14 protein-coding genes are annotated in these 22,042 nt (G+C 48.3%); 13 read left to right on the top strand and 1 reads right to left on the bottom strand.

Annotated features, from left to right (window positions below; genetic code table 11):
• Positions 1–102 precede the first annotated feature (102 nt).
• From NST04_RS24665 to NST04_RS24605, 13 genes are all read left to right on the top strand, one after another.
• Complete coding sequence (locus tag NST04_RS24665; protein ID WP_341186578.1) at positions 103–2,838, top strand: condensation domain-containing protein; 2,736 nt, start codon at positions 103–105, stop codon at positions 2,836–2,838.
• Positions 2,831–3,073, top strand: coding sequence for an acyl carrier protein (locus NST04_RS24660; RefSeq protein ID WP_341169070.1), 243 nt, complete (start codon positions 2,831–2,833; stop codon positions 3,071–3,073). The genes NST04_RS24665 and NST04_RS24660 overlap by 8 nt, the downstream gene beginning before the upstream one ends.
• A gap of 36 nt (positions 3,074–3,109) precedes the next feature.
• Positions 3,110–3,385 (top strand): phosphopantetheine-binding protein, encoded by a 276-nt coding sequence (locus NST04_RS24655; protein WP_341169069.1) that lies wholly within the window; start codon positions 3,110–3,112, stop codon positions 3,383–3,385.
• 34 nt (positions 3,386–3,419) lie between these two features.
• Positions 3,420–4,784, top strand: coding sequence for a hypothetical protein (locus tag NST04_RS24650; protein ID WP_341186577.1), 1,365 nt, complete (start codon positions 3,420–3,422; stop codon positions 4,782–4,784).
• Between the two features lie 37 nt (positions 4,785–4,821).
• Positions 4,822–5,859 carry a U32 family peptidase gene (locus NST04_RS24645; protein WP_341186576.1) on the top strand — a complete coding sequence of 346 codons (1,038 nt, stop codon included), beginning with the start codon at positions 4,822–4,824 and terminating at the stop codon, positions 5,857–5,859.
• A 154-nt stretch (positions 5,860–6,013) separates the two neighbouring features.
• Complete coding sequence (locus tag NST04_RS24640; protein ID WP_341186575.1) at positions 6,014–6,934, top strand: hypothetical protein; 921 nt, start codon at positions 6,014–6,016, stop codon at positions 6,932–6,934.
• Position 6,935: 1 nt separating this feature from the next.
• Entirely contained in the window at positions 6,936–11,450 is a 4,515-nt protein-coding gene (locus tag NST04_RS24635; protein ID WP_341186574.1) for an amino acid adenylation domain-containing protein, read from the top strand.
• Positions 11,451–11,463: 13 nt separating this feature from the next.
• Positions 11,464–14,592, top strand: a complete 3,129-nt coding sequence (locus tag NST04_RS24630; RefSeq protein WP_341186573.1) for a cyclic peptide export ABC transporter — start codon at positions 11,464–11,466, stop codon at positions 14,590–14,592.
• Between the two features lie 45 nt (positions 14,593–14,637).
• Positions 14,638–16,086, top strand: coding sequence for a pyridoxal phosphate-dependent aminotransferase (locus tag NST04_RS24625; protein ID WP_341186572.1), 1,449 nt, complete (start codon positions 14,638–14,640; stop codon positions 16,084–16,086).
• A gap of 6 nt (positions 16,087–16,092) precedes the next feature.
• On the top strand, positions 16,093–17,109 hold the full coding sequence (locus tag NST04_RS24620) for a hypothetical protein (protein ID WP_341186571.1): 1,017 nt from the start codon (positions 16,093–16,095) through the stop codon (positions 17,107–17,109).
• A 576-nt stretch (positions 17,110–17,685) separates the two neighbouring features.
• Positions 17,686–17,853 carry a hypothetical protein gene (locus tag NST04_RS24615; protein ID WP_341186570.1) on the top strand — a complete coding sequence of 56 codons (168 nt, stop codon included), beginning with the start codon at positions 17,686–17,688 and terminating at the stop codon, positions 17,851–17,853.
• Between the two features lie 447 nt (positions 17,854–18,300).
• Positions 18,301–19,191, top strand: coding sequence for a GNAT family N-acetyltransferase (locus tag NST04_RS24610; protein WP_341186569.1), 891 nt, complete (start codon positions 18,301–18,303; stop codon positions 19,189–19,191).
• 153 nt (positions 19,192–19,344) lie between these two features.
• Entirely contained in the window at positions 19,345–20,121 is a 777-nt protein-coding gene (locus NST04_RS24605; RefSeq protein WP_341186568.1) for an alpha/beta hydrolase, read from the top strand.
• 113 nt (positions 20,122–20,234) lie between these two features.
• Here NST04_RS24605 and NST04_RS24600 read toward each other — a convergent pair whose 3' ends face one another.
• Positions 20,235–22,031 (bottom strand): hypothetical protein, encoded by a 1,797-nt coding sequence (locus tag NST04_RS24600; RefSeq protein WP_341186567.1) that lies wholly within the window; start codon positions 22,029–22,031, stop codon positions 20,235–20,237.
• Positions 22,032–22,042 lie beyond the last annotated feature (11 nt).

Below are 22,042 nucleotides of genomic sequence, written 5' to 3'. Positions count from 1 at the left end.
ATGGAAGCTGCGGTTAAGTCGGGGTGGAGTTATGTTTATTGCCGCCCATGCTTGTCCTCTGAGGATGTAAAGGCAATAGTAACTAGTTATTCGATCTCCATTATGTTTACAGACCGTAACGATCTTGAAGGAGTGCGTTGTTTCAATCCTGAGAAAGACGGGAGAGATGCGCAAGCGGGTTACCAGTCTCAGCAAAGTGCAATTCCTGGAGCGGCTGTCCGCTTAACCGGCAAAGGCACGGAATGGCGGATGAACGGGCGGGAGCAGGAGCTTTATTACAGTGCATTATCGGCAGCATTGCAATTGCGGGTGGGCGAGAATATGGTTGTGGCGGTCAAAGGGCTCAACCCTGAAACGGTATGCGACCTAGTTATCGCCTTCATCCGAGCGGGGAGACAGGCGGCTCTCTCTATTCAGCCCACTCTTGACCTTGAAGGAATCAGCGCAAATACGACGATAGTGGCTCATGAGCGGATCTGGCGGACTATGCTGAGAACCGGGGTGGAGCAGGATAAAAGTAATTTACGTGTGTTTGCTATAGAAGCGCATTCCATGCTCAATCGGACCCTGGACCTGTATAGAGAAAATTTTGTGAATGGTCTCTGCGGATTTTTTCTATCTGCCCGGGGCGAACCGTTTATTTTGGCTTACCAAAATAGCTATGAGGAAGTTTTGCCCTTTGGCGGGCAATATGAGCTTGTACCGGCAGGTAAACCGCTGCCCCCCGGGAACTGCATCCTCTTGAATGAAAGGCAACACCGCCCTTGGGCCGGTGCCGTGGGAACACTGTATACTCACTGGAATCATTCCTATTCCATAACAGATTGTCAAGGTTTCTACGATCCTGAGGGGAGCCTGTATATTCGCAGCGCTTCGGCTGATCTTCAAAAAGCAGACCCGGGCTTGCTTGAAGAAATACTCAGCTTTCTGCCGGAACTGCGGGAGGTGCGTATGGAGATTGGCGGAGGAACGCTGGTTTGTCTGGCGATTGCTGAACCTTCGGCTGGTTGCGATGAAACAACTGTAAGAAAAAAAATCAAGGATGAGCTGCCGTTACAGCTGCAGCCCGGGACGATTAATCTTATCGCCCCCGGCGATGGGGCAAATGCCGGCCGGAATACCGGAGAGGCACAGATGGAACATGCGTTTGCTGAAAAATGGTGGCTACCTACGGATAAGGCGGACAGTTCCATGCGCTATGAAGCCATTGGCAGGTCGGTCATGGAGGTGCTTAATAGAACGAATTTGGACTTTGATGATAATTTTTTTGATATGGGACTTGATTCAATTTCGGCGATGCGGCTGGCTGTACGGTTGCGCAAGGAAGGATTTCAGGCGGACATCAGATGCATTTTCACTGCACCTACGGTCAGGTCATTGTCACTGGCACTTAGCCGGAAAGGACTGGATGAGATTTTTGAGGACAAACATGTTGTCCTCAAGGAAAGATACGTGGAAGAGAGTCTCACATTAATTCGAAGCGAGAAAGACCGCAAATATGGCAAAGATATGCTGGATTCCGGTCCCGGAATTGAAGCGATTTATCCGCTAACACCGATGCAGCAGGTGATTCTCGCTCAGAACCTGAACTACCGGAATACGGGGCTTGATGTTGTTATTATGGAATATCGGCTGAACGGACGCTTACAACCGGTATTTTTTGAAGCCGCTCTAAAGGAAACGATAAGGAGACATCCCGTCTTGCGCTCGGGATTTTTGTGGAGGCGGCTGAGCCATCCCCTCCAAGTTGTATATCAAGATCCCGAATTTAAGCTGGAGCAGGAGAATTTGCTGGAGCTCGCCCCGGAGTTCCGGGAGGAACGATACCGGAGCAGACTGGCAGAAGTACGGACAACGGGGTTCAACATTGCTGAACCTCCGCTTCTTCGTGCACTATTGTTTGCATCTGCTCCGCAGGAATGGATATTTGCGCTGGTATGTCAAAGCTCGTTGTTTGATGGCTGGAGCTCCAACCTGATTTTTAACGATGTTATCCGTATTTATTCGGCATTTGTGCATGGGGAGGAAACCAGGCTGAATCCGGCGGAGCCATTCATCTGTTATGCGAAGTGGCTCGAGGCTCAGGATGTCGAAGCAGCCAGATCTTATTGGGTCAAGGAGTTAAGCAGCTGGGTCCCGCCTATATCCCGGCCTCCCGTTCAAATGCGCAGCCATTATGAACCGGAAGAAATAATAGCGGATTTAAGTGCCGAAGTGCTGCAGCATATTCAATCTTTTAAAGAAAGGAACCGAATTACCGCCCATACCATCCTTCTTGGAGCCTGGGCTATGCTGCAGGCTGAGATGGCGGAGAACAGTGATGTTCTGATATCGATGATCGTTTCTGGACGACCAGAATCATTGGATGATGCGGATAGCATTGTGGGTCTTTTTTCAAATACAGTGCTGCTACGTGTTGCAAATGGCACGCTGGGGGATATTGACGAAAGACTGTCCTGGCTGAGCATGATTCAGGAAAAAGTGACCCGGCAAAAGCCTTATGAGTATCAGACGCTCCAGCAAATTGCCGAGTGGTGCAAACTGCCCGTTGAGAGTCTGCAGCAGGCTGTATACACCGGGGCATTCGTCTATCTTAACTTTCCAATGGATATTACAGAGAGTATGGGGGAGGATCTATCGTTCATACCGCTTTCAGAAGCAGGATATGTAAGTGCCCCATTTAGAATGTACGTGCATCCGATTAATAATCACAAACTGATTTTAAGATATGATGGCTATTACTTTAAGAAGCCGCAGGCTGAACAGTGGCTAAGCCGTTATGCAGATATTGTTAAACAACTGGTATACCCGTCCCAAGGAGGAAGAGAGCATGAATGAAACAGAAATCAAAGTCGTACGCATTCTCAAAGAAAATACCGGAAATCAAGCCATGGATGACGCTGAAGTGCTGCATAAAAATTTCAGGGAATTAGGGATCAATTCACTGAACTTCATCAGAGTAGTGGTAGCTATTGAAGAAGAGTTTGATGTTGTGTTTGAAGATAATCAGATGAATTATGAACTGTTCGGCAGTGTGAAGGACATTGTTTCATTAATCCGCAAAGAAGTGTGATCATACTATCCATTGTTTGAAAAAGGAGAAGATCAAATGATAATGACAAAGCAGGACATAGATGTGGAATTAACCCAAATCATAAATGACCTTATTTCTGATGGAACGCTGAGCGGTGATTATAACGAAATCAATTTTGATTGGCAAACCGATAGCCTTTTTAATTCATTAACTTATATCAAGCTTCTGGTCAGTCTGGAAAAAGCCTTTGATATCGAGTTTGAGGATGAAGATCTGAGCTACCAGAAATATTCGACCTTACGGGAATTGAGAGAGCGGATTTATGTCGTAGTGCAATTGGACCGATCATAAAGGAATTATGAATCCATCTAAAGGGGAATAGAAAATGAATGGAATGATTTCAACTTCACTGGCATTCGCTACTGCCGGAGGCCAGGAAGTCCGAATACTTGAACTTACGGAAGAATCCGTCACATTGGAATGTGCAGAACCTATCGACGGGCCGGCAAGCTGTGTAATCGACATTATTGATTTTTCTACCCGGAAGTATACGACATTCGAGTTTTCAGACAGTCCAGTTACCGTCATAGAGGAGCTTACTTTTTCGTATGTATGCCAGATTGAGCTACCTCCGTTAATCTCCGGGAACCAAGCTATCTTTGTTTCGCGGGTAGAACGGCTTAATCATTTCCTGCAGCTGAGGGAAGTGCATGGCGACATCGCAAAAATCAGCAGCTCCGGTTTCTTTGAAGAAGAGAACCTCCCGCTCTATCCCTTGGAGCAAGACAGAGAATTCTGGGCTTCCTATGTGGATCAAGCTGCAGACTGGAAAGAGAAGGTGCAGAATCTGCAGACTGGAGAAAATTCAGCTTCATGGAGGAGCCTGCTTTCTTCAGCCGAGCTCGCTTTTAATATCAACGACGATAAAATTTTTGGTAAATGCCTCGAGACTTCCATTCTTGAAGTGATACAAGAGAACATGGACAAGTTTGAACTGAGCACTGCCGGCATCTCGCACATGGACTTTAAGAGGGTATATATCGGCAACGAATTCTGTCCGAATCGGATTCCTGAATTGGATAAAATGATAGCCTTGATGGACCGTGCCAGTGAAGAAGGATTCAAGGTTACGGTGGTAATCTCTTATATGTACGACGATCAGAGGGAGCGCATGATAAGGATGTTCGATGCCCTGTCCGGCTGGTGCGAACAGAATCAGACTCAGCTTGAGGTGATCATCAATGACTGGGGGGAATTGATGATTCTCCGCGAATATCCGTTACTTGTCCCTGTGCTTGGGCGGCTTTTGAACAAGCGGAAGAAGGATACGAGAACTAAATGGTGGTGGGGATTCGAAGAATTCCGTAAGGAACTGGGAGAGAATGCACTGAACAGCGACTTTTTTCGTGAGTATTTGGCCCAATGGGGAATGTCCAGATATGAATACGAATGCAACCAGACGGATGTAAGCATTCCAGAAGGACGGCACAGCCTGCATTTTCCGTTCTTCCAGATCAATACTGCAACCTTTTGCCACTTAAATGCTTACTGCAAGCTGGGCAAACTCGATTATGTGGGAGCATGTCCCCAATATTGTTCCGAACTATTATTCCAGTTCCCCAAACATTTGAATATGATCGGCAATGGCAATACAGTATTTGGCCTCGATCTTTCGCTGATCAGCGATGCAGAGAGCTGGGCTCCTGCGCTTAAGGACAAGGTTGACCGCCTTGTCTATTCTGCAGTTTGACGGTTTCACAACAATCTATGAATGCGGGGGAAATAAGATGAACATTGTAACGCCATTAACGAATGCGGAGTCATATGAGACACTTGCGGAAGCGGGAGCAGATGAATTTTACTGCGGGTATGTACCAGGGGAATGGCTTAAAAAGTACTCAAGCCTGCTTCCCTTTAACCGCAGAGAATATCTGCTCGGCAATCATAATATTACTAACCTCAGCTCCATGAAGATTCTCGGAAGAAAAGTTGAGTATTACGGAATTCCAGTCAAGATTACGATGAATTCCCATTATTATTTGGCCAGACAGTATGATGAGGTGGTTGAATACATCCGGCGGCTGATGGATATCGGGTTCAATACCTTCATTCTGGCCGATCTTAGTTTTGTGCTCTATTTGCGGGAACAGGGAGTTGACTGCCAGATTCATATCAGTGGAGAAGTTGAAACTTATAACAGGGAGACTGTGCAGTTCGTAAATCAAGCCAAGGTGTCCCGGATTGTATTCCCGCGGAAAATTAATTTGGGCAATATCCGCAGTGTCATTGAAGGCAGCGGGATTGCAGACATGGAGTACGAGGCTTTCTTCCTAAATGCATTTTGTCTTTATTCCGGAGCTTTTTGCAACGGAACACATTGTGATGAAATGTCGCCGGTATGTGAAATACCGATGGTGCCGGGCCGGTTTGAAGACAATGGCCGGTTCAAACGTGCAGAAAGCTATCTGCATAAAATGACGGGGATTCAAAACAAGCTTCACAGCAGGGAGGCAGAGCAAAGCAAGCCCGCTTCAGCCGGGCATGAGGTGGGAAACTGGGGCTGCGGTATGTGCCGGATCAAGGAGCTGGAATCCATTGGGGTCACTCATCTGAAGGTTGTGGGCCGCGGCGGAGCGCTGGAGAATCTGGCAGAGGATATCCGTATAGCTAAATCTGCGCTCCAAATGAACACAGAGCAGCCTGAGCGCCAGGAAGCCGAGATACGGCAAGAATTAGGGTACCGCTGCAGCTATCTTTGCTATTACCCAAGTGGACTGCCGCATGAGGACAATGAGACTAGACCTGTATCTGTAACATCCAAGTGAACAGTGCCGCATAGAGCGGACAGGAGGAGCTATGCAGTATATACCTGGAAACGGCGACCAGACCATTTCTGGTATTAAGCCATTTAATGAGTTTTATTTTTTGAACTGCTTCTACAGTGCATTATTTCCGGTAATGATTGCGCGGGGAAGTAATGTGATTAACTTTCTAGTCAATAGTCCGCTGATCTATAGCTGGGAAGGATGCACAGAGCAGCGCTTCCTGTCTGCCGACTGCTGCCATGTGCAGGAATTAGAGGCAGTTCTGCTGAATGAAGGGATCGATGTGGAAGCGTATGGGATAACTAACCGATTCACATATGATCTGACAAAAGCGCTATGCCGCGGCAGGGCAGTTATTGTAAATGTCGATTGCTTCTACGAGCCTATCCGGCAGGATTGCTACCAAACGATGCATTGGCATCATTCGCTGCTGGCCTACGGCTTGAATTCTGAGACCGGAATGGTACAGATTCTTGAGCAAAGCAGATCCGATGTATTGGATTACCGGGAAACATCAATCGCTCTGGAGGATTTGAGCTGTATGTATGAGGGGTATCTTCAGCATCTCCATAAGCCGGACAAGCTGTCGTTCCATAGTTTTGGGGCAACGGCTCCGTCCCGGCCGCTTAAGGATATCGCAGCAGCCAGAGTGCAATATGTGCGAAGTCTTCAGGTTGCAAGGCCAGAGATTTCAGAAGGTCTCTCCGGTCTGCGCGGGTTCATCGACAGCTATACGTCGAATTGCCGGGACGAGAAGAGGCTTTATGATACATCCGGGATCATGCTCCCGGGCTTGAATGACATTATAGAAGCTAAGCGGGCTCAGAGCTATTTGCACGGGGTGCTGTTTGAGCCGGAAGATAGCGTGCAGAGGCTGCAACAGGATATTTTGGACTTGTGGAAAACTATCCGTGCAATAATCGCAAGATACCAGTTCTCAGGCCGCTATCGCCAGGCTTCCATTCTTGGCGCAGTTTCTTCTTTAGAACGGGTCTATGAACTGGAGTTGGTGTACTATAAGCGTTTTTGGGAGAATGGTACATATGCTGAAAGCTTGAATTATGGAGGTGAATGAATTGGATGAAGATCAACCCTCGAAATGGCCGTTAACCCATGCCCAGAAACGAATCTGGTACCTGGAGCAAATGCATTCAGGGACCCCACTGTTTTCGATCGGAGGAACCATCAGGGTCCGGGGTGCTGTGGATTTCAACCTGCTGGAAGCTGCGATACACCGGTTTATCTCCATGAATGACGGAATCCGGCTGCGGATTACAGTTCATAGTACCGAGCCGGCCCAGTATATATCGGATGCCCCGGCCACTCTGCTGGACCGGATGGACTTCTCATCTGAGGAACATCCCGAATATGCCTTCAGGCGGTGGGTGGAGGCAGAGGCGCGTAAGCCGTTTCAATTGACTGGCGAACCTCTTTTTTATTTTGCACTATTCTCTCTTGGCGATCAGGACTGCGGATATTTTGTGAAATTACATCATATTATCGCTGACGGCTGGTCTACCCATATTATGACTGAACAGATAACAGACAGTTATGAGCAAATGTTGAAAGGGACTGTGGAGCGGGAAAAGGGGAGTAAGGCGCCATCCTACCTTGAATATATCGCTTCAGAGGAGCGTTACCTGGTCTCCGCCCGGGCAGAGAAGAACAAGCGGTTTTGGATGGAGAAGTTTCGCGAGCTGCCTGAATACTGTCTAAAAGCCGGGTCAAACCAGTTTGAGGGACGCCGTCTGTCCTTTCTGCTGGACAAGGAGCTGTCCGGAGAAATTAAGGCATTTGTTCAGGCGTGCAATTGTTCCATCAACACGTTTTTTGTTACCGTTTTCCTCCTTTGGCTGAAGCGCAGCGAGCATATGGTTGACCTTGTTCTCGGAACACCTACCTATAACAGGTCGAGCCGGGAGCAACGCCAAACCTTCGGAATGTTCACCAGCCCGATGGTGCTCAGAATATGTATTGATGAAGAAGATAATACAGCCGGGCTGCTGCAAAGAGTGGACCGTGAACTACAGGCCTGCTATTACAACCAACGGTATCCCTACAATCTTCTTGCTCAGGAACTGGAACTGCGGAAAAAAGGATATGCTGATCTATTTAACATCTGTGTGAACTATTACAACACCCGGTTGCCTTCCAGGCTGAATGGCGCAGCGGTTGAGAATACCGAGTTCTACAACGGCTATCAGGCATATACGCTGCAGCTGGTTATTAAGGAATGGACAGAGGAACAGCGGATCGGTCTGGATTTCGATTACAGGATAGCAGATTACTCCGAAGAACAGGTGCAACGAATGTATAGACAGCTTACAGGACTGATCCGGCAAGCTGTTAGATCCCCGCAGTCCAGGCTGGCCGGATTGAAAATGCTGAGCGAGGCTGAATATCACCACAAGATTATTGAATTCAATAATACGCGGATGTCCTATCCTGCAGACCGGACAATTATCGAGTTGTTCCGTGAACAGGCCAAACGAACGCCAGAACAGCCAGCGCTGCTTCATGGGCAGAACACCATGACATATCGGGAACTGGACCGAAGATCTAATCACTTGGCTATGCGTCTTAGCAATCACGGATTGGGTGTGCGGAAGCTTGCAGCCATTATAGCCGAACCTTCTCCTGAAAGTGTCATCGCTCTATTAGGAGTACTCAAAGCTGGAGCAACCTATCTGCCTATAGACCCGGACTATCCGGCAGAACGGATTTCCTATCTGCTTCATGATGCTGAACCGGATCTGCTGATCGTCAATACGGTAATAGATCCTGAAATTATGTGGCAGGGACCTGTTGTCAGCCAGCAGCAGGAAGAACCGGGGCTGCATTCGTTGTATGTGCCCGCCCCATCTCCGGAGCCCAATGATCTTGCTTATATCATTTATACTTCCGGAACGACCGGCACACCCAAGGGAACAATGATCACTCATAAAGGTCTGGTCAATTACTGCTGCTGGGCCAGAAGCATTTACACACAAGGCGAAACAGAAACATTCGCCCTATATTCATCGCTTGCTTTTGATTTAACGGTAACCTCTATATTCGTGCCGCTGATCTCAGGCGGGCAAATTGTAATTTATCCCAAGAATCCAAATCGCAGTGTACTTCACGATATTGTGAACGACAATCTGACCACCGTGCTAAAGCTAACACCCGCGCATCTGGCATTGCTGCAGGATGGCGAATACCGGAATTCAAGTATTAAGCGGATGATCGTCGGAGGCGAAGAACTCAAAGGGGCCTTAGCATCCCGCATTGTGGCCGCATTCGGCGGTGATATTGAGATTTACAATGAATATGGACCTACGGAAACTGTCGTCGGCTGCATGTTCTATCGCTATAATCCGGCTAGAGATACAGCCAAAACAGTGCCTATCGGCGAGCCGATCGCCAATACATCCATTTACATCCTGGATGAGCTGATGCGCCCGGTACCTGTTGGCGCTACAGGAGAATTGTACATAGGCGGTGACGGTGTAGGGCGGGGGTATCACAGAAGGGGACAGCTGACTGCAGAACGGTTTCCGCTCAACCCGTTCACTGAAGGCGAAAGACTGTACAGAACCGGGGACAAGGCCAGATTCATCACAGATTCATGCATTGAATACATTGGAAGAACTGACAGGCAGATCAATCTCAAGGGCTACCGGATTGAACTCAACGAGATTGAGCAGGTGCTGGCTGATCATCCGGCTGTGAAGATGGCGGCAGTTACGGTATATGAGGATAGCTTCTCCGTGAAGCATCTATGTGCATATCTGGTTATGAACCAGAGGGGAAGTCTGGGCGAGGTAAGGAGTTATCTTGCCTCCAGGCTGCCACATTATATGGTCCCGCCCATTTATGAAATGCTGGATCATCTGCCTCTGACGATCAACGGGAAGATTGATACTGCAGCATTACCCGCCCCGGCGGCTGAAGAAGGCGGGGTTACAGAATGGCAGCTGCATGACACGATGCTGGGAACTGTTCACGAGATAATTAGTCAAGTGCTTGGATTAAAGGCAGAAGAGCTTCGTCCGGAGCACAATTTCTTTTTTATGGGCGGCGATTCCATCAAGGCAATACTGATTTCTTCCAAGCTGCATGATTGCGGGCTTGAGCTGCAGGTAATGGATATTTTAAAGTATCCTGTGCTCGGAGAAATGTACACCCGCATCACCCGGACGCAAATCCGCGGGGTCAGCCGGCCTGTTCCGGCAGAAGGCAGCTTGTCTCTCACACCTGTTATGAGGAAGTTGTTAAGCGGGAGGTATGAACAGAGTAATTATTATAACCAGTCTATCTTGCTGGATATTAATGAGGAATTACCGGTATCCCGGATTGTGGCAGGGCTTGAGGGGCTGGTCCGGCATCATGATTCGCTACGTCTTAACTATGATGATGTGGCAGACATGCTGTTTTATAATCCGGAGCATCTTATGGCGGACATCAAGGTGGAGACTTATGACTTGCGTTCGCTTCCTGTAGATGAACAGGGAAGACAGCGCAACCTTCTGGCACAGCGGCTTAAATCCGGTTTTGATATTGGAAGCGATTTGTTGCTGAGTGCGTGCATCTTCGAGCTTGGCGGGCGTGGCAGGCAATTGCTGATCACAGCGCATCATCTCGTGGTTGACGGGGTGTCGTGGCATCTGCTGCTGGATGATTTGCGTTTGCTGCTCAATTTTCAGCGGGCAAACAATACACAGAACCTCCCGGGAACAACGGCTTCTTTTAAAGAATGGACCGAATTTATGCACGATGAAGCTGTAAGGTTGAAGGCACAGAAGGAAGCGGTTTATTGGAATAAGATATTGGAGCCGGATTATGCCTGGCCCTTGAAGCAGCGGGGAGAAGAGCAGACTGCGGCAGTCTGTATGGAGACGATAGAAGCAGCGTTGTCCGAGGAGGAGACCTGCTTGTTGATGACCCGGGCGAATGAGGCTTATCGCACTGAGACCCAGGAACTGGTGTTGACTTCGTTTTTGAAAGGCTTATGTGAGAGCTCCGGCCAGGAGCATCTGTTGGTGGAGCTGGAATCTCATGGGCGGGAAGGCGGAGCAGAGGCTCCTAATGTCTCACGTACAGTAGGTTGGTTCACCTGCCATTATCCGGCCCGATTTATGCTTGACCGCAATGCAGCGATTGAGGAGACTGTCATTTCGGTAAAAGAACAGTTTCGGACAATACCGAGAGGAGGTATTGGTTACGGCCTCTGCTGCGGGCAATCAGACAGTATCGTGCCGCAGAAACGTCTGATCCGTTTTAATTACATGGGCGGATTTGATATGGCTCCGAATCCCTGGTTCACCTTATCAGCAGACACTGCAGGAGAAGAATCAGACGAAGAGCTTGCGCTTCAAGGCTGCTTGTGGGATGCAAATATCTGGGTGGCTGGCGGAAGATTGAGAATTCGGGTCTCCTACAATGAACTGGAGGTTGAAGGCAGCACCCTGTCGGCTTTCATGCAGAGCTTTGTGGCGTCTCTGACAGGCATAATCCGGCATTGCGCCGAACAGAAAGCCGCGAAGTTCTCGCCGGCTGACTTCGATACTATCAGTTTGAGTGCAGATGAGCTGAATTCCCTTTTTATCTAAGGAGCTGACAGACTTGAAATTTGTTTACAGGATCTTACTGCTGCTGCTGATCCCGCTGATGTTTGGTTATCCGGGATATTCAAGTGCGGAGGAAGCACCGGACAGGATAAGCGGGGAGAAGATGCAGGCCATTGAACAGCGGATTGTGAAGCAGATGAAGGCGGGGAAAATTCCCGGTCTATCTGTCGTCCTGGTGGAAGGAGATCGTACCGTTTATCAAAAAAGCTTTGGTGTTGCCAGCAAAGAGACGGGCTTGCCGGTCACCAGTCAAACCTTGTTTGAGCTTGGTTCTACCAGTAAGGCCTTTACAGGTTTAGGTGTTCTTTATCTGGAAGAGGAGGGCCTGCTGAGCCTGACTGATCCGGTGGACAAGTATATCCCTTGGTTCCACATGAACTATAAGAAACTGCCGGTCCAAATAACCATTGCTCAGCTTCTTCACCAGACATCAGGAATTCCGTACCGTACCATTGGCGATATCGAGGCCTATTCAGGCCCGGATGCGCTTGAACGAACCGTACGCCGGTTGTCGGGTGGAGAGCTGGATTACAAACCTGGAGAGCGCTTCCAGTATGCCACGGTGAACTATGATGTACTGGGGTATGTCATTGAACAAGTCAGCGGACAATCATATGAAGACTTTATAACAGCCCGGATTTTATTTCCTTTGGGTCTGAAGTCTACCTATAGTTCCCGGGATGAGGCCTACGCTCTGCCTACGATGTCGGAGGGGCATAAGCTCTCTTTCCTGTCACAGCGTACTTATGATGCTCCGGCATATCAAGGCAATGCACCGGCCGGGTATATCGTGATGAACGCTGAGGATATGGCAAATTGGCTGAAAATTCAAAGCGGAGCTGTCAAGCTGGAATCACCGTACCGGAAGCTCATAGAAAAGTCGCATGAAGCAGATCGCACCGTTGCCCCCGGCGGAGACGGTTCCTCATATGCTGCCGGATGGCAGGTCTTTCAGAAAGGCAGCGGTCAACTGTCTCATGCCGGTTCCAATCCCAATTTCTCTTCCAATATTGTAATCAAGCCCGGAGAACATCTGGGCTTGGCGGTTCTAGCCAACAGTAATTCGGATTATACCGGGGCTATAGTTAATGACATCATGTCGATACTGGAAGACAAGAATCTGAAGGGCTCTTCCGGAGACATGATGCTGTCGCTGGACCGGATTTCCTCGGCACTAATTGTCCTTTCAGGAATTCTGTCTGTGCTGTCCCTGGGGTATCTGATTATGTTCGTGTACGAGTGTATACAACATAAGAGAAAGGCTGCCGACTGGAGCAATGGCAACTTGGCACGGCTAGGGGTCACACTTGTTTTTTTGGGTGGGCTTGGCTATTGTCTTTATCTGCTGCCCGACGTACTCTTTGATCGTGTGCCATGGAGCTTTGTACATGTTTGGGCGCCGTATAGTCTTGTACCAGCCATGGTTACGCTGTTTGGAGCATTGGCACTCTTTCTGCTATATTTTCAGCTAATCCGCTGGTTTCCTAGAGAGAATGACAAACTGATGTTTCCGCTCATTGTACTCAGTTTCGTAAGCGGCTTTGGTAATGCTTTTGTCATCTTCACCATCAATGCGGCACTTGACCGTAAGGACGCCTTGTTCAGCGGTCTAATTGTCTATTTCCTGCTCGGCCTTGCGCTTTATGTGCTTGGGCAAAAGCTGATTCAGACGGAGATGGTTAAGCTGACCGGCGGTTTAGTCTATGCCAAGCGGACTGAGTTGATTCAGAAGGTGCTGAATGCGCCTTACGCCAAATTTGAACAGATGGAGGAAGGGAATATTCATGTCGGGCTAAATAATGACTCGGAAACGATCGGCCGGCTTCCCGGAGTCATCATCAGCGCGTTTACAGGAACAGCGACGCTTTTATGCTGCCTTGTTTACCTCGGAACCATCAACTTTTATGGATTGCTGGTTTCCATAGCCATTATTGTGCTGGCAGCAGGACTATATGTGGCCGTAGGCAAATCGGCAAACAGGATCTGGGAGCGGACGCGTGATATTCAGAATACGTTCTTCTCGATGATCGATCATTTAATTCTGGGCTTTAAGGAACTTAGCATGAAGAAGCAGCGGAGAGCAGATTTTCAGCGGGATATGGATGAATGTTGCGATGAATACCGGTCCAAAAGCATTCTGGCATCCATCAAGTTTACAAACGCCTTTGTAGTCGGAGAGCTGCTATTCACTTTCGTCATCGGTACTGTGGCATTTGTATTTCCGGTTATCTTCAACAATGTTGAGGTCGGAGAGCTGCGCGCTTATATCTTTGTCTTTTTGTACATGACCAATCCACTCCATTCCGTGCTGGATAATATACCAGAGCTGTTCCGTATTCGGGTGAGCTGGAGACGGATTCAGTCTTTAATTGAAGAGATACCGTCAGGAGAAACTGCTGCGATACCCGTAGACGAAGAACCGCCTCATGCCGGGCATAATTCGCATGGGGAGTTTGAAATCAGCCTGGAGGAAGTGACCTACGCCTATGAGGGGAACAACGGAATGCGTGTCTTCCGCGTGGGGCCGCTGTCTTTATCGTTCCGTTCGGGGGAGATCACGTTTATCACTGGCGGGAACGGCAGCGGGAAGACGACATTGGCTAAGCTGCTTACAGGCTTATATGAGCCACTTGGAGGGAACATCACTTTGAATGGAAGAAAGGTATCCCCTTCGGAGTTAAAGGAGCTTTATTCAACTGTTTTTAGTGATTTTCATCTGTTCAGGACAATGTACGGCATTAATTACGACCATTGCGAAGAAGATATTCAGAAATATCTGCAGCAGTTAAGACTTTCCGAGAAAATCCGGGTGGACCAAGGGAAATTCGACCATCTCAATTTATCAACGGGTCAGAAGAAGCGTGTGGCACTAATGATCAGCTATCTTGAAGACAAAGATATCTTTTTGTTCGATGAATGGGCTGCTGACCAGGACCCTGAATTCAAACAATACTTTTACCGGACGTTGCTTCCTGAGTTACGGGCCAGGAATAAATGTGTTATCGCTATTACTCATGACGATCATTATTATGATGCAGCTGACAAAGTTTATAAGCTCACCATGGGAAAGGTAGACACCCATCCCTATAGTATTAACAGGGAGGTGGTCATTGTTGGGAACTAATATGGGGGTTATGGGAAATGCGATTTGGCGGCAGGGGGAGGACCATTGAATAATATATTGGATCAGGTAAGAAGGAAAAGAGATAGAAAAGCCAATGTCAACCAGTCCATTGGCGGCTTATTGTCAGCGAATTCCTTGCAGATGAATCTCTCTGCGGGGATCAATCAATTTCCTCCACCGGAGCTTTACCGGGAATATTTGCTTAAAGATTCCCTGTCAGGTGACTTTGTCAAGAAATATTCAGAAATCGAAGGCAATGCGGATATCCGGGAAGCGATTTTATTCTACGAGCGTTACTTGACTTCAGGAGATGTAGAGCGGCAGCCTGAGTTTCCGCAACATGTATGTATAACCGTCGGGGCTACTCAGGCTATCGCTTTATTTATGGAGTATTACTCCTGTCAACATCCCGGGTCTACCGTGATGCTGCTGGGTTTAAGTTATTATTTGTTTTATGAATGCTGTGAGCGCCAGCAGCTTCAGGCTGTAACCATCATGTCTCAAGAGGCGGGCCGCATTGCGCCTGTTCTCGCAGAAATCGAAGCAGCACTGGATACATACAATCCAGAGCTGCTGATACTGACACTCCCGTTCAATCCTTCCGGTGAGATTTACAGTGAAACGGAACTGGAGGAGATCATCGGGCTGTTACAGCGTAAAGGGATCACAATGCTGATTGACAAGTGCCAATTGAATGAGTTAGCAGATCAATTTGAGTTCATTAATATTAATAGAGTCATCGAACGCACCAACTATAGCGAACACACTTATGTGATCAATAGCTTGTCCAAAACAAGAAGTATCCCGGGAGCACGGATAGGATATATTCTTTGCAATGAGGAATTCAGGGAATGTGTGTCCTACTGGAATGAGCTGTTTTTATTTTCCCCACCAACCTTCTATGTCACGCCGTTCATTATAGATATGGTGTACCGTGTGCTTTTTCTGCACTGGAAAAAAACCGGATGCGAAAACGAAATACAGCAAATTCTAAGGAAATTCAGAGAACAGCTGCTGTACTGCGGAGGAAGAGAGATGTATATCCGCCACCTAAAACCTATTCTGAAAAACAGGGACGTTATGCAGGATGTTATGCGGTTTGCTCAAGAAATCAGGGAGAACCATGATCAGGTTCAGCTCAATTCTATGTATTTCTCGGAAGCAATGGGAGTCAGGCTGGAGAGCCGGACGGAGCTGGGAGGCGGTTTTAACTTTTGCGTAAGAATCCGCGGGTGGGCCGCGAAGGATCAACTGGACATCTGCCACGACCTTTTGCACAAGACCAGGATTATTTTAATGCCGGAATCTTGTTTTAACAATAACATCGTGTCCGATCTTGAACACCCCTTCTGGTTTCGGATCTCGGCAGCGTTACCTTCGGCGCATTTCGCCCAGTTGACCGACTCTCTTATAGCCTATATTGATGAGAGAATGAAGGACGGCAGTGTGGCTGAAACTGATTCTAACGGCGAACCACTCAACCTAAAGAGGTGATCAATAGTGACCAAAGTTTTACCAGTCCAAAAGCCGCCAGTTTTCGGCTATCACTTCTACTCGTATCCCTTGGCAATTATCCTGAATTATGAGTCGAGCTATCCATGGTTTTACAGCAACTATATACAGTTAGCCTTTAATAGAGATATGAATGCTCCTGTGCCTTTCTGCTTCTATATGTATGACTATGCCATTGTTCCCTGGCTGACTACATACCGTTTGTCCAGGGAAGTATATGCCTTGACTGACAAGCCCGTTGTCGATTTTGTTAAGGCGGCCCTAGACAAGGAGTATTATGTCTATCTGAATTTAGATGAATACTTTGTTCCAGAGAGATTTACTTACGGCAAAGAGCATTTTTCGCATGATTCACTGGTATATGGATACGATTCGTCTACCAGCTCCTTCCATATCCTTGGTTTTAACGGCAAGGGCATGTATGTTTCATCACAGATAACATTTCAAGCGTTCGAAGCTTCATTCCGTTATCTTGATCAGATGGGTAACGAATGTAATCAGATCGTTCTTTATCAATATAAAGAGGACGGGAAATATGATTTCAATCAAAAACTGGTCTGTGAATCTCTCGAGGATTATTTGTATTCCCGCAATACCTCTGAGCGCTTCAGCATGGTGGAAAGTCCATGGGAACGTGCATATGGTATGGAGATTTATGATGTTCTCCTGAAGTATTTCAACAATCTTTCTGAAGGGGAGGCTGCTGCCGATGTAAGGCATGTTCATATTCTGTGGGAGCACAAGCATTGCATGAAGCTCCGTACTGAGTATATGTTTGACAGGGAGATTATCCGAAAGCCGCACCTGGTAGAGCAAGCCGTTTTTCTGGAAGGACAGGCATTGATATTGAAGAACAATTTTCTTAAATATTGCGTTAACTGCAAGCCGGAACTGCTGGCTTCGATTATTCAGCTGACTGAGGATATAAGAGAATTGGAGAAGGTGTTCCTCCCAGACTTGATCATGGATATGAAGCTTACGGAAAGTATCGGGCCTGTCATTTGACAGGCCCTTTTTTAATGGGCGTGCCCAGAGGCACGCATTATCTAGTTGGTGAAAGTAACATCAAGTGAATCCTGCCGCGTCGTCAAAAAGGCCCTGCGAAGGGGAACAGAGGGAGCCGAGTCCCGCCATAATGGACGAAGGCCAAGGAAACTGCACAGAACTTGGAACAGCAGTGAAGAATCCTCCGGTGTATAGGGAACGGCATGGATTGAAAGATAGTGCAGTGAACTGGGGAGACCCTCCCCCACCCGGGAGTTTTTTTTCTACGGTTGACTAATTCACTAACAAAGTTTGTTTTCAATCTGTTTTAGGTAGGCAACGGGGTCTCTGCGGAAGCGTCTACGTTTCGTGGTTTCGTCTAGCCGCTTGGCCCATCGACAACGTTCTTGGTTAAAAGCTTTGGTTCCACAATCCGGACAATGAGTGACTTCTGGGCGAAAATATATTTTTCGTTCGGGAACAATTCGATTTTTAGGTAAGCTTCTCTTTTGCGGTTTCATGATGATTCCTCCAAGTTAAGTATGGAATCTTTCTAAGGCAACATGGGCTCCATACAACGGGAGGAGAAACCTAGCCATGACAACAGAATTGGAAAGAATAGCAGCAAAAGCACGAGAAGATTCGAAGCTCCAGTTTACTTCGCTTACTCACCATATCTCTAAAGAACGACTAGAAGAATGTTTGCAGCATATTCCCAAACGAACAGCCCCCGGCGTAGATGGGGTGACCCGAGACGAGGCGTGAAAAGCTTCGAGGTGTGGGCAGGAGAAATGCTCACATCCATACACCGGAAAGGCTACCATCCGCCAGCGGTAAGAAGAGTCTGGATACCGAAGCCTGTTACCTGGGAGGAATACCAGCGATTACGCTCATTGTTTCCACTGATGCGACCGAAAATCTTCATCCCGTATCAACGGTTGAAGACATACGCGATGCTGTAAAACCAGTTCTGAAGAGCCCGGTGCGGGAAATCCGCACGCCGGGTTCGGTGGGGGTTCGGGTCACCAGTTGGGTTGCCCTTCTACCCGGAGTCCGAGGGAGGAGGGAGTAATACCTCGTCTTACCCTACTGTGTCCTATGCAGAGTGCAAGAGAACAAATTATTATAACAAATCTATACCTATAAAAAGGAAAAGCTATCACATATAATAGAAGAGTAGTAAAATTATGAGTGTTGAATGGAGAAGAAGGAATGAATGAAAAGTATATTGGCAACGTGGAAAATTTCAACAATGTCCGTACCTTTTTAAAAAAAATGGTAACCTTGACAGGGCAGCTTCAAACCTGGGAATTTGTCAGATTCGAGTTCTGGAACCGGTACGAAGCGCCCAAAAGTGCAGACCCTAATTTCATGGAGCATAATGCACACCTATGGAAGAATGAAGCCGGTGAGATAACAGGACTTTTCATTTCCGAATCCGGAGGCGGTTTCTTCAGCTTAATCGTTCATCCGGATTACCCGTATCTGGCGGACGAGATGGTCGCATGGACCCGGAATGTATGGGGCAAGGGGAAAAAGAAGCTTAACACGGATTGCTATCCCTATGGTCAGGAGGTTCAGGCATTATTGGATCAAGGTTTTGTGCAAGATTCCCATATCGGGAATACCCGAAGATACGATCTTGCGAATACTGAGTACACTTTTAACCTGGAAGAAGGCTTCTACATCCGGTGCATGGCTGAAGGGGCAGACGAGGAATCGAAGGGCGAGTTGATTGAACAGATCTTCTCTCCGTCTGATTCCGGCCCAGTCAAGGTAGAGTATTGGAGAAAAACTCTGCCGTCCTATCTTGCGGAGCTTGATTTCTCTGTGGTTGATGATAAGGGCCGGCATATTGCCTTCTGTTTCGGGTTCGTGGATCAGGATAACGGGATCGCGGTTATAGAGACGATTGGGACCCACCCGGATTACCGGCAACGCGGCTTCGGCAAGGCGGTTGTTACAGCCTGCTTCTTGCGGCTGAAGGAGCAAGGTGTGACAACGGCATATATTACAGGGTTCTCTGCTGAGGCTAATGCTCTATATCAATCCCTGCAGCCGGTGGAGATTACTCCGATGCATTCGTATGTATACGAAGATTAAATACAAGCGGGTCTGTCCAACGTAGAAGACGTCTATCCTTCATATATATTTTTCTGCAACAGGTTCCTCAGCAGGATTTCGCACTTAGTTTATTGAATAAACAAAGTGTGGGGATATACATATAATCTAAGAGAGGAATGAGCAGCATTGGACATGAACCATCAGAAGTATTCAACACAAGCAGCGGGATATGATCAGGAGAGAGCAGGGATCGAGCGTGGTAAGATCACGATGATCGAATATCCCTCTGCAACAGTTGGCAACACCCGGAAGGCTAGAGTATACACACCGCCTGGCTACTCCAGCGCAGAGAAATATAGTGTGCTGTATCTGCTGCACGGTATCGGTGGAGATGAGGACGAATGGTACACTCACGGCACACCCCAGGTTATTCTGGACAACCTGTATGCTGATCAATTGCTGAAGCCAATGATTGTAGTTCTGCCGAACGGGCGGGCGATGCTGAATGACCGGGCGGAGGGCGACATCTTCGCGCCTGACAAGTTGGAAGCCTTTGCAACCTTTGAGTCTGATCTGCTGAACGATCTGATCCCTTATATTGAAGCGAATTATTCCGTTATGACGGACCGGGAGCATCGTGCGCTGGCCGGATTATCCATGGGCGGAGGGCAATCACTCAATATGGGTCTGAACAACCTGGACCGTTTCGCCTGGGTAGGAGCCTTCTCTGCGGCACCTAACACGAAGGAGCCAGAGCTGCTGGTGCCTGATCCGCAGAAGGTAGCGGACGCGCTTAACCTGCTCTGGTTATCCTGCGGAGACCGGGACAATCTCAAGTACGTCAGCGACCGCACCCATGCTTATTTCACAGAACATAACGTGCCGCATATCTGGGTGGAAGAGCAGGGCGACCATGACTGGCCGGTCTGGAAGAACGGCTTGTACCAGTTCGCTCAGCTTGTTTTTTAAGGGAGCAGGAAGAACAGTTACCGGTAACAAAAAAGACAGCCCCAAGCCATCTCCATGGCTTCGGGGCTGCCTTTTCTTTTACTTTTACAGCTTACGCAATAACGCTCATTTGCTTACTTATTAGCAATCGCATCGGCGCGCATTTTAACGATTTTGTCTGCTCTTTCCTTGTCTACTGCGAAGACATCGTTCCAGCCGAGTCCTTCGACATCGCTCTTCAGCTTGGTCCAGAGCTGGTCGAATTCGGCCTGGTCCTTGGCGAAGATCATTTTCCAGGAGGTGTTCTTGACATAATCCGAGATCTGGCTGCGTTTGTTCTTGACGTCAGAGGAATCGGAGCCAAGACTGGTATTGATGTTCGGCACGATGTCGATCATGTTGTTCTTCGTATAGTACTCGGTCGGAGTAGTAGCATCATAGGTCTTCTGCCAATCTGTAGTCAACGCAGTCTTGTTGGCTTCAATGGTGGATGCCCAGTAGGTGCTGTTATAGAATTCTTTGGTTTCCGGGTCGGTCACGAAATCACTCATAATCATCGAGTTGACCTTGCTCTGGCCATCCTGGTAACCGCCGCCGCCGTATTCAGCAGGCACAGGAGTATTTTCCTGGAATGCAGTCTGACCAACTTCGGTCAGCTTGAATTTGCCGTCCGGTGTTTTTTCATAGTTGAAGCCTTCGAAGCCGTTGGTATAGTAACGCAGGCCTTCCGGAGAGGACATCCAGTCCATCAGTTCCATGATTCTTTCCGGTTCTTTCGCTTTGGAGCCGATGGCAAACACTCTGCCGTTCCCGAAGTAAGCATCACTGTTCTGGATCAGGTGGGTATCGCCGATCGGAACGGCTACGTTGCCGTCACCCTGGTTGCCGCGTTCAATCGTGTTGTAGAAGCCTCTCTGCCAGGAGTACCACAGGAGCAGCACCTGCTTGTTGGTCAGCTTCTCAGATACCTTGTTCCAGTCCTGGGAAGGGGAATCCGGGTCGACGAGACCCATTTTGTTAGCGTCATAATAGAACTGCAGAATCTTCTTGTACATGCTGTTGTCGTCTACGATCGGCACGATGTCGCCCTTGGCATTCAATTGAATCGTTGTCGTGCCGTTCGGCTGCTCATAGCCATACCAGTTGCTCAGCCACCGGACATTCTCCATGCTTCCGCCGTCCCAGTCCTTCCACAGGGTAATTGGAACAATCGGCTTGCCATCCGGAGTCTTCGGATATTTAGCCTGCATGTCCTTCAGGGCTGTCATCAGGTCGTTCAGATTATTCAGCTTTGGCGCGCCGATTCCCTTGTAATAATCCCAAGGCATAATCGGGCTGGAGTATGGCAGCTCTTCCGAAAAGGTCGTTGGTGAAGTATCGGCGGTGAAGGCCGGGAGAGCATAGATTTTACCGTCCGGATTCTGCTTCTCGAAGGCCACATTGAACGGCTTAAAGTGATTGTCTACATATTGGGACAGATGCTCCGTGTTCTTAATCATGTCGGTTAGATCCATAATCATGCCTGCCGGAATCAGTTCCTCGAGCTGGCTGTTCTCAATAATCAGGAGGTCGCCGAGGTCACCGGATGCCGAGCGGGTCTTGTACAGCTGGTCGCCCGCTACCTGCGGGGCCAGAATGTTCAGCGTGATATTGAATTTGTCCTTAAGCAGCTTGCCGTACCATCCCGTCTGCTCCCCTTGATAGTTAGCTGCGTTGTCGAATACCGTAATGGTTAGAGGTTTGCTGTGATCGATGCCTTTGCTTGTGCCCGGATCGGATGACTCAGTAGGTGTTCCGGGTTCGGCCGTCCCCGCAGCAGCTCCTCCATTGTTGGAATTACCGCTGCAACCACTTAGCGCCGTTGTTACCAGCAGGATGGTCGTCCCTAGTAACAGCGCGGACTTTCTGCCCAGCTTAATGTGTGCTTTCATGTGTAGCCCCC

The sequence above is a fragment of the Paenibacillus sp. FSL H7-0756 genome, from assembly GCF_038006765.1.
Lineage (GTDB): Bacteria > Bacillota > Bacilli > Paenibacillales > Paenibacillaceae > Paenibacillus_AQ.
This window is presented reverse-complemented; position numbering and strand designations above follow the sequence as displayed.

What these genes read in the sequence shown, in the direction of transcription:
- NST04_RS24665 (WP_341186578.1), top strand. Translation starts at nt 103, where the DNA reads ATGTTTACAGACCGTAACGATCTTGAAGGAGTGCGTTGTTTCAATCCT.
- NST04_RS24660 (WP_341169070.1), top strand. Translation starts at nt 2,831, where the DNA reads ATGAATGAAACAGAAATCAAAGTCGTACGCATTCTCAAAGAAAATACC.
- NST04_RS24655 (WP_341169069.1), top strand. Translation starts at nt 3,110, where the DNA reads ATGATAATGACAAAGCAGGACATAGATGTGGAATTAACCCAAATCATA.
- NST04_RS24650 (WP_341186577.1), top strand. Translation starts at nt 3,420, where the DNA reads ATGAATGGAATGATTTCAACTTCACTGGCATTCGCTACTGCCGGAGGC.
- NST04_RS24645 (WP_341186576.1), top strand. Translation starts at nt 4,822, where the DNA reads ATGAACATTGTAACGCCATTAACGAATGCGGAGTCATATGAGACACTT.
- NST04_RS24615 (WP_341186570.1), top strand. Translation starts at nt 17,686, where the DNA reads ATGACAACAGAATTGGAAAGAATAGCAGCAAAAGCACGAGAAGATTCG.
- NST04_RS24610 (WP_341186569.1), top strand. Translation starts at nt 18,301, where the DNA reads ATGAATGAAAAGTATATTGGCAACGTGGAAAATTTCAACAATGTCCGT.
- NST04_RS24605 (WP_341186568.1), top strand. Translation starts at nt 19,345, where the DNA reads ATGAACCATCAGAAGTATTCAACACAAGCAGCGGGATATGATCAGGAG.
- NST04_RS24600 (WP_341186567.1), bottom strand. Translation starts at nt 22,031, where the DNA reads ATGAAAGCACACATTAAGCTGGGCAGAAAGTCCGCGCTGTTACTAGGG.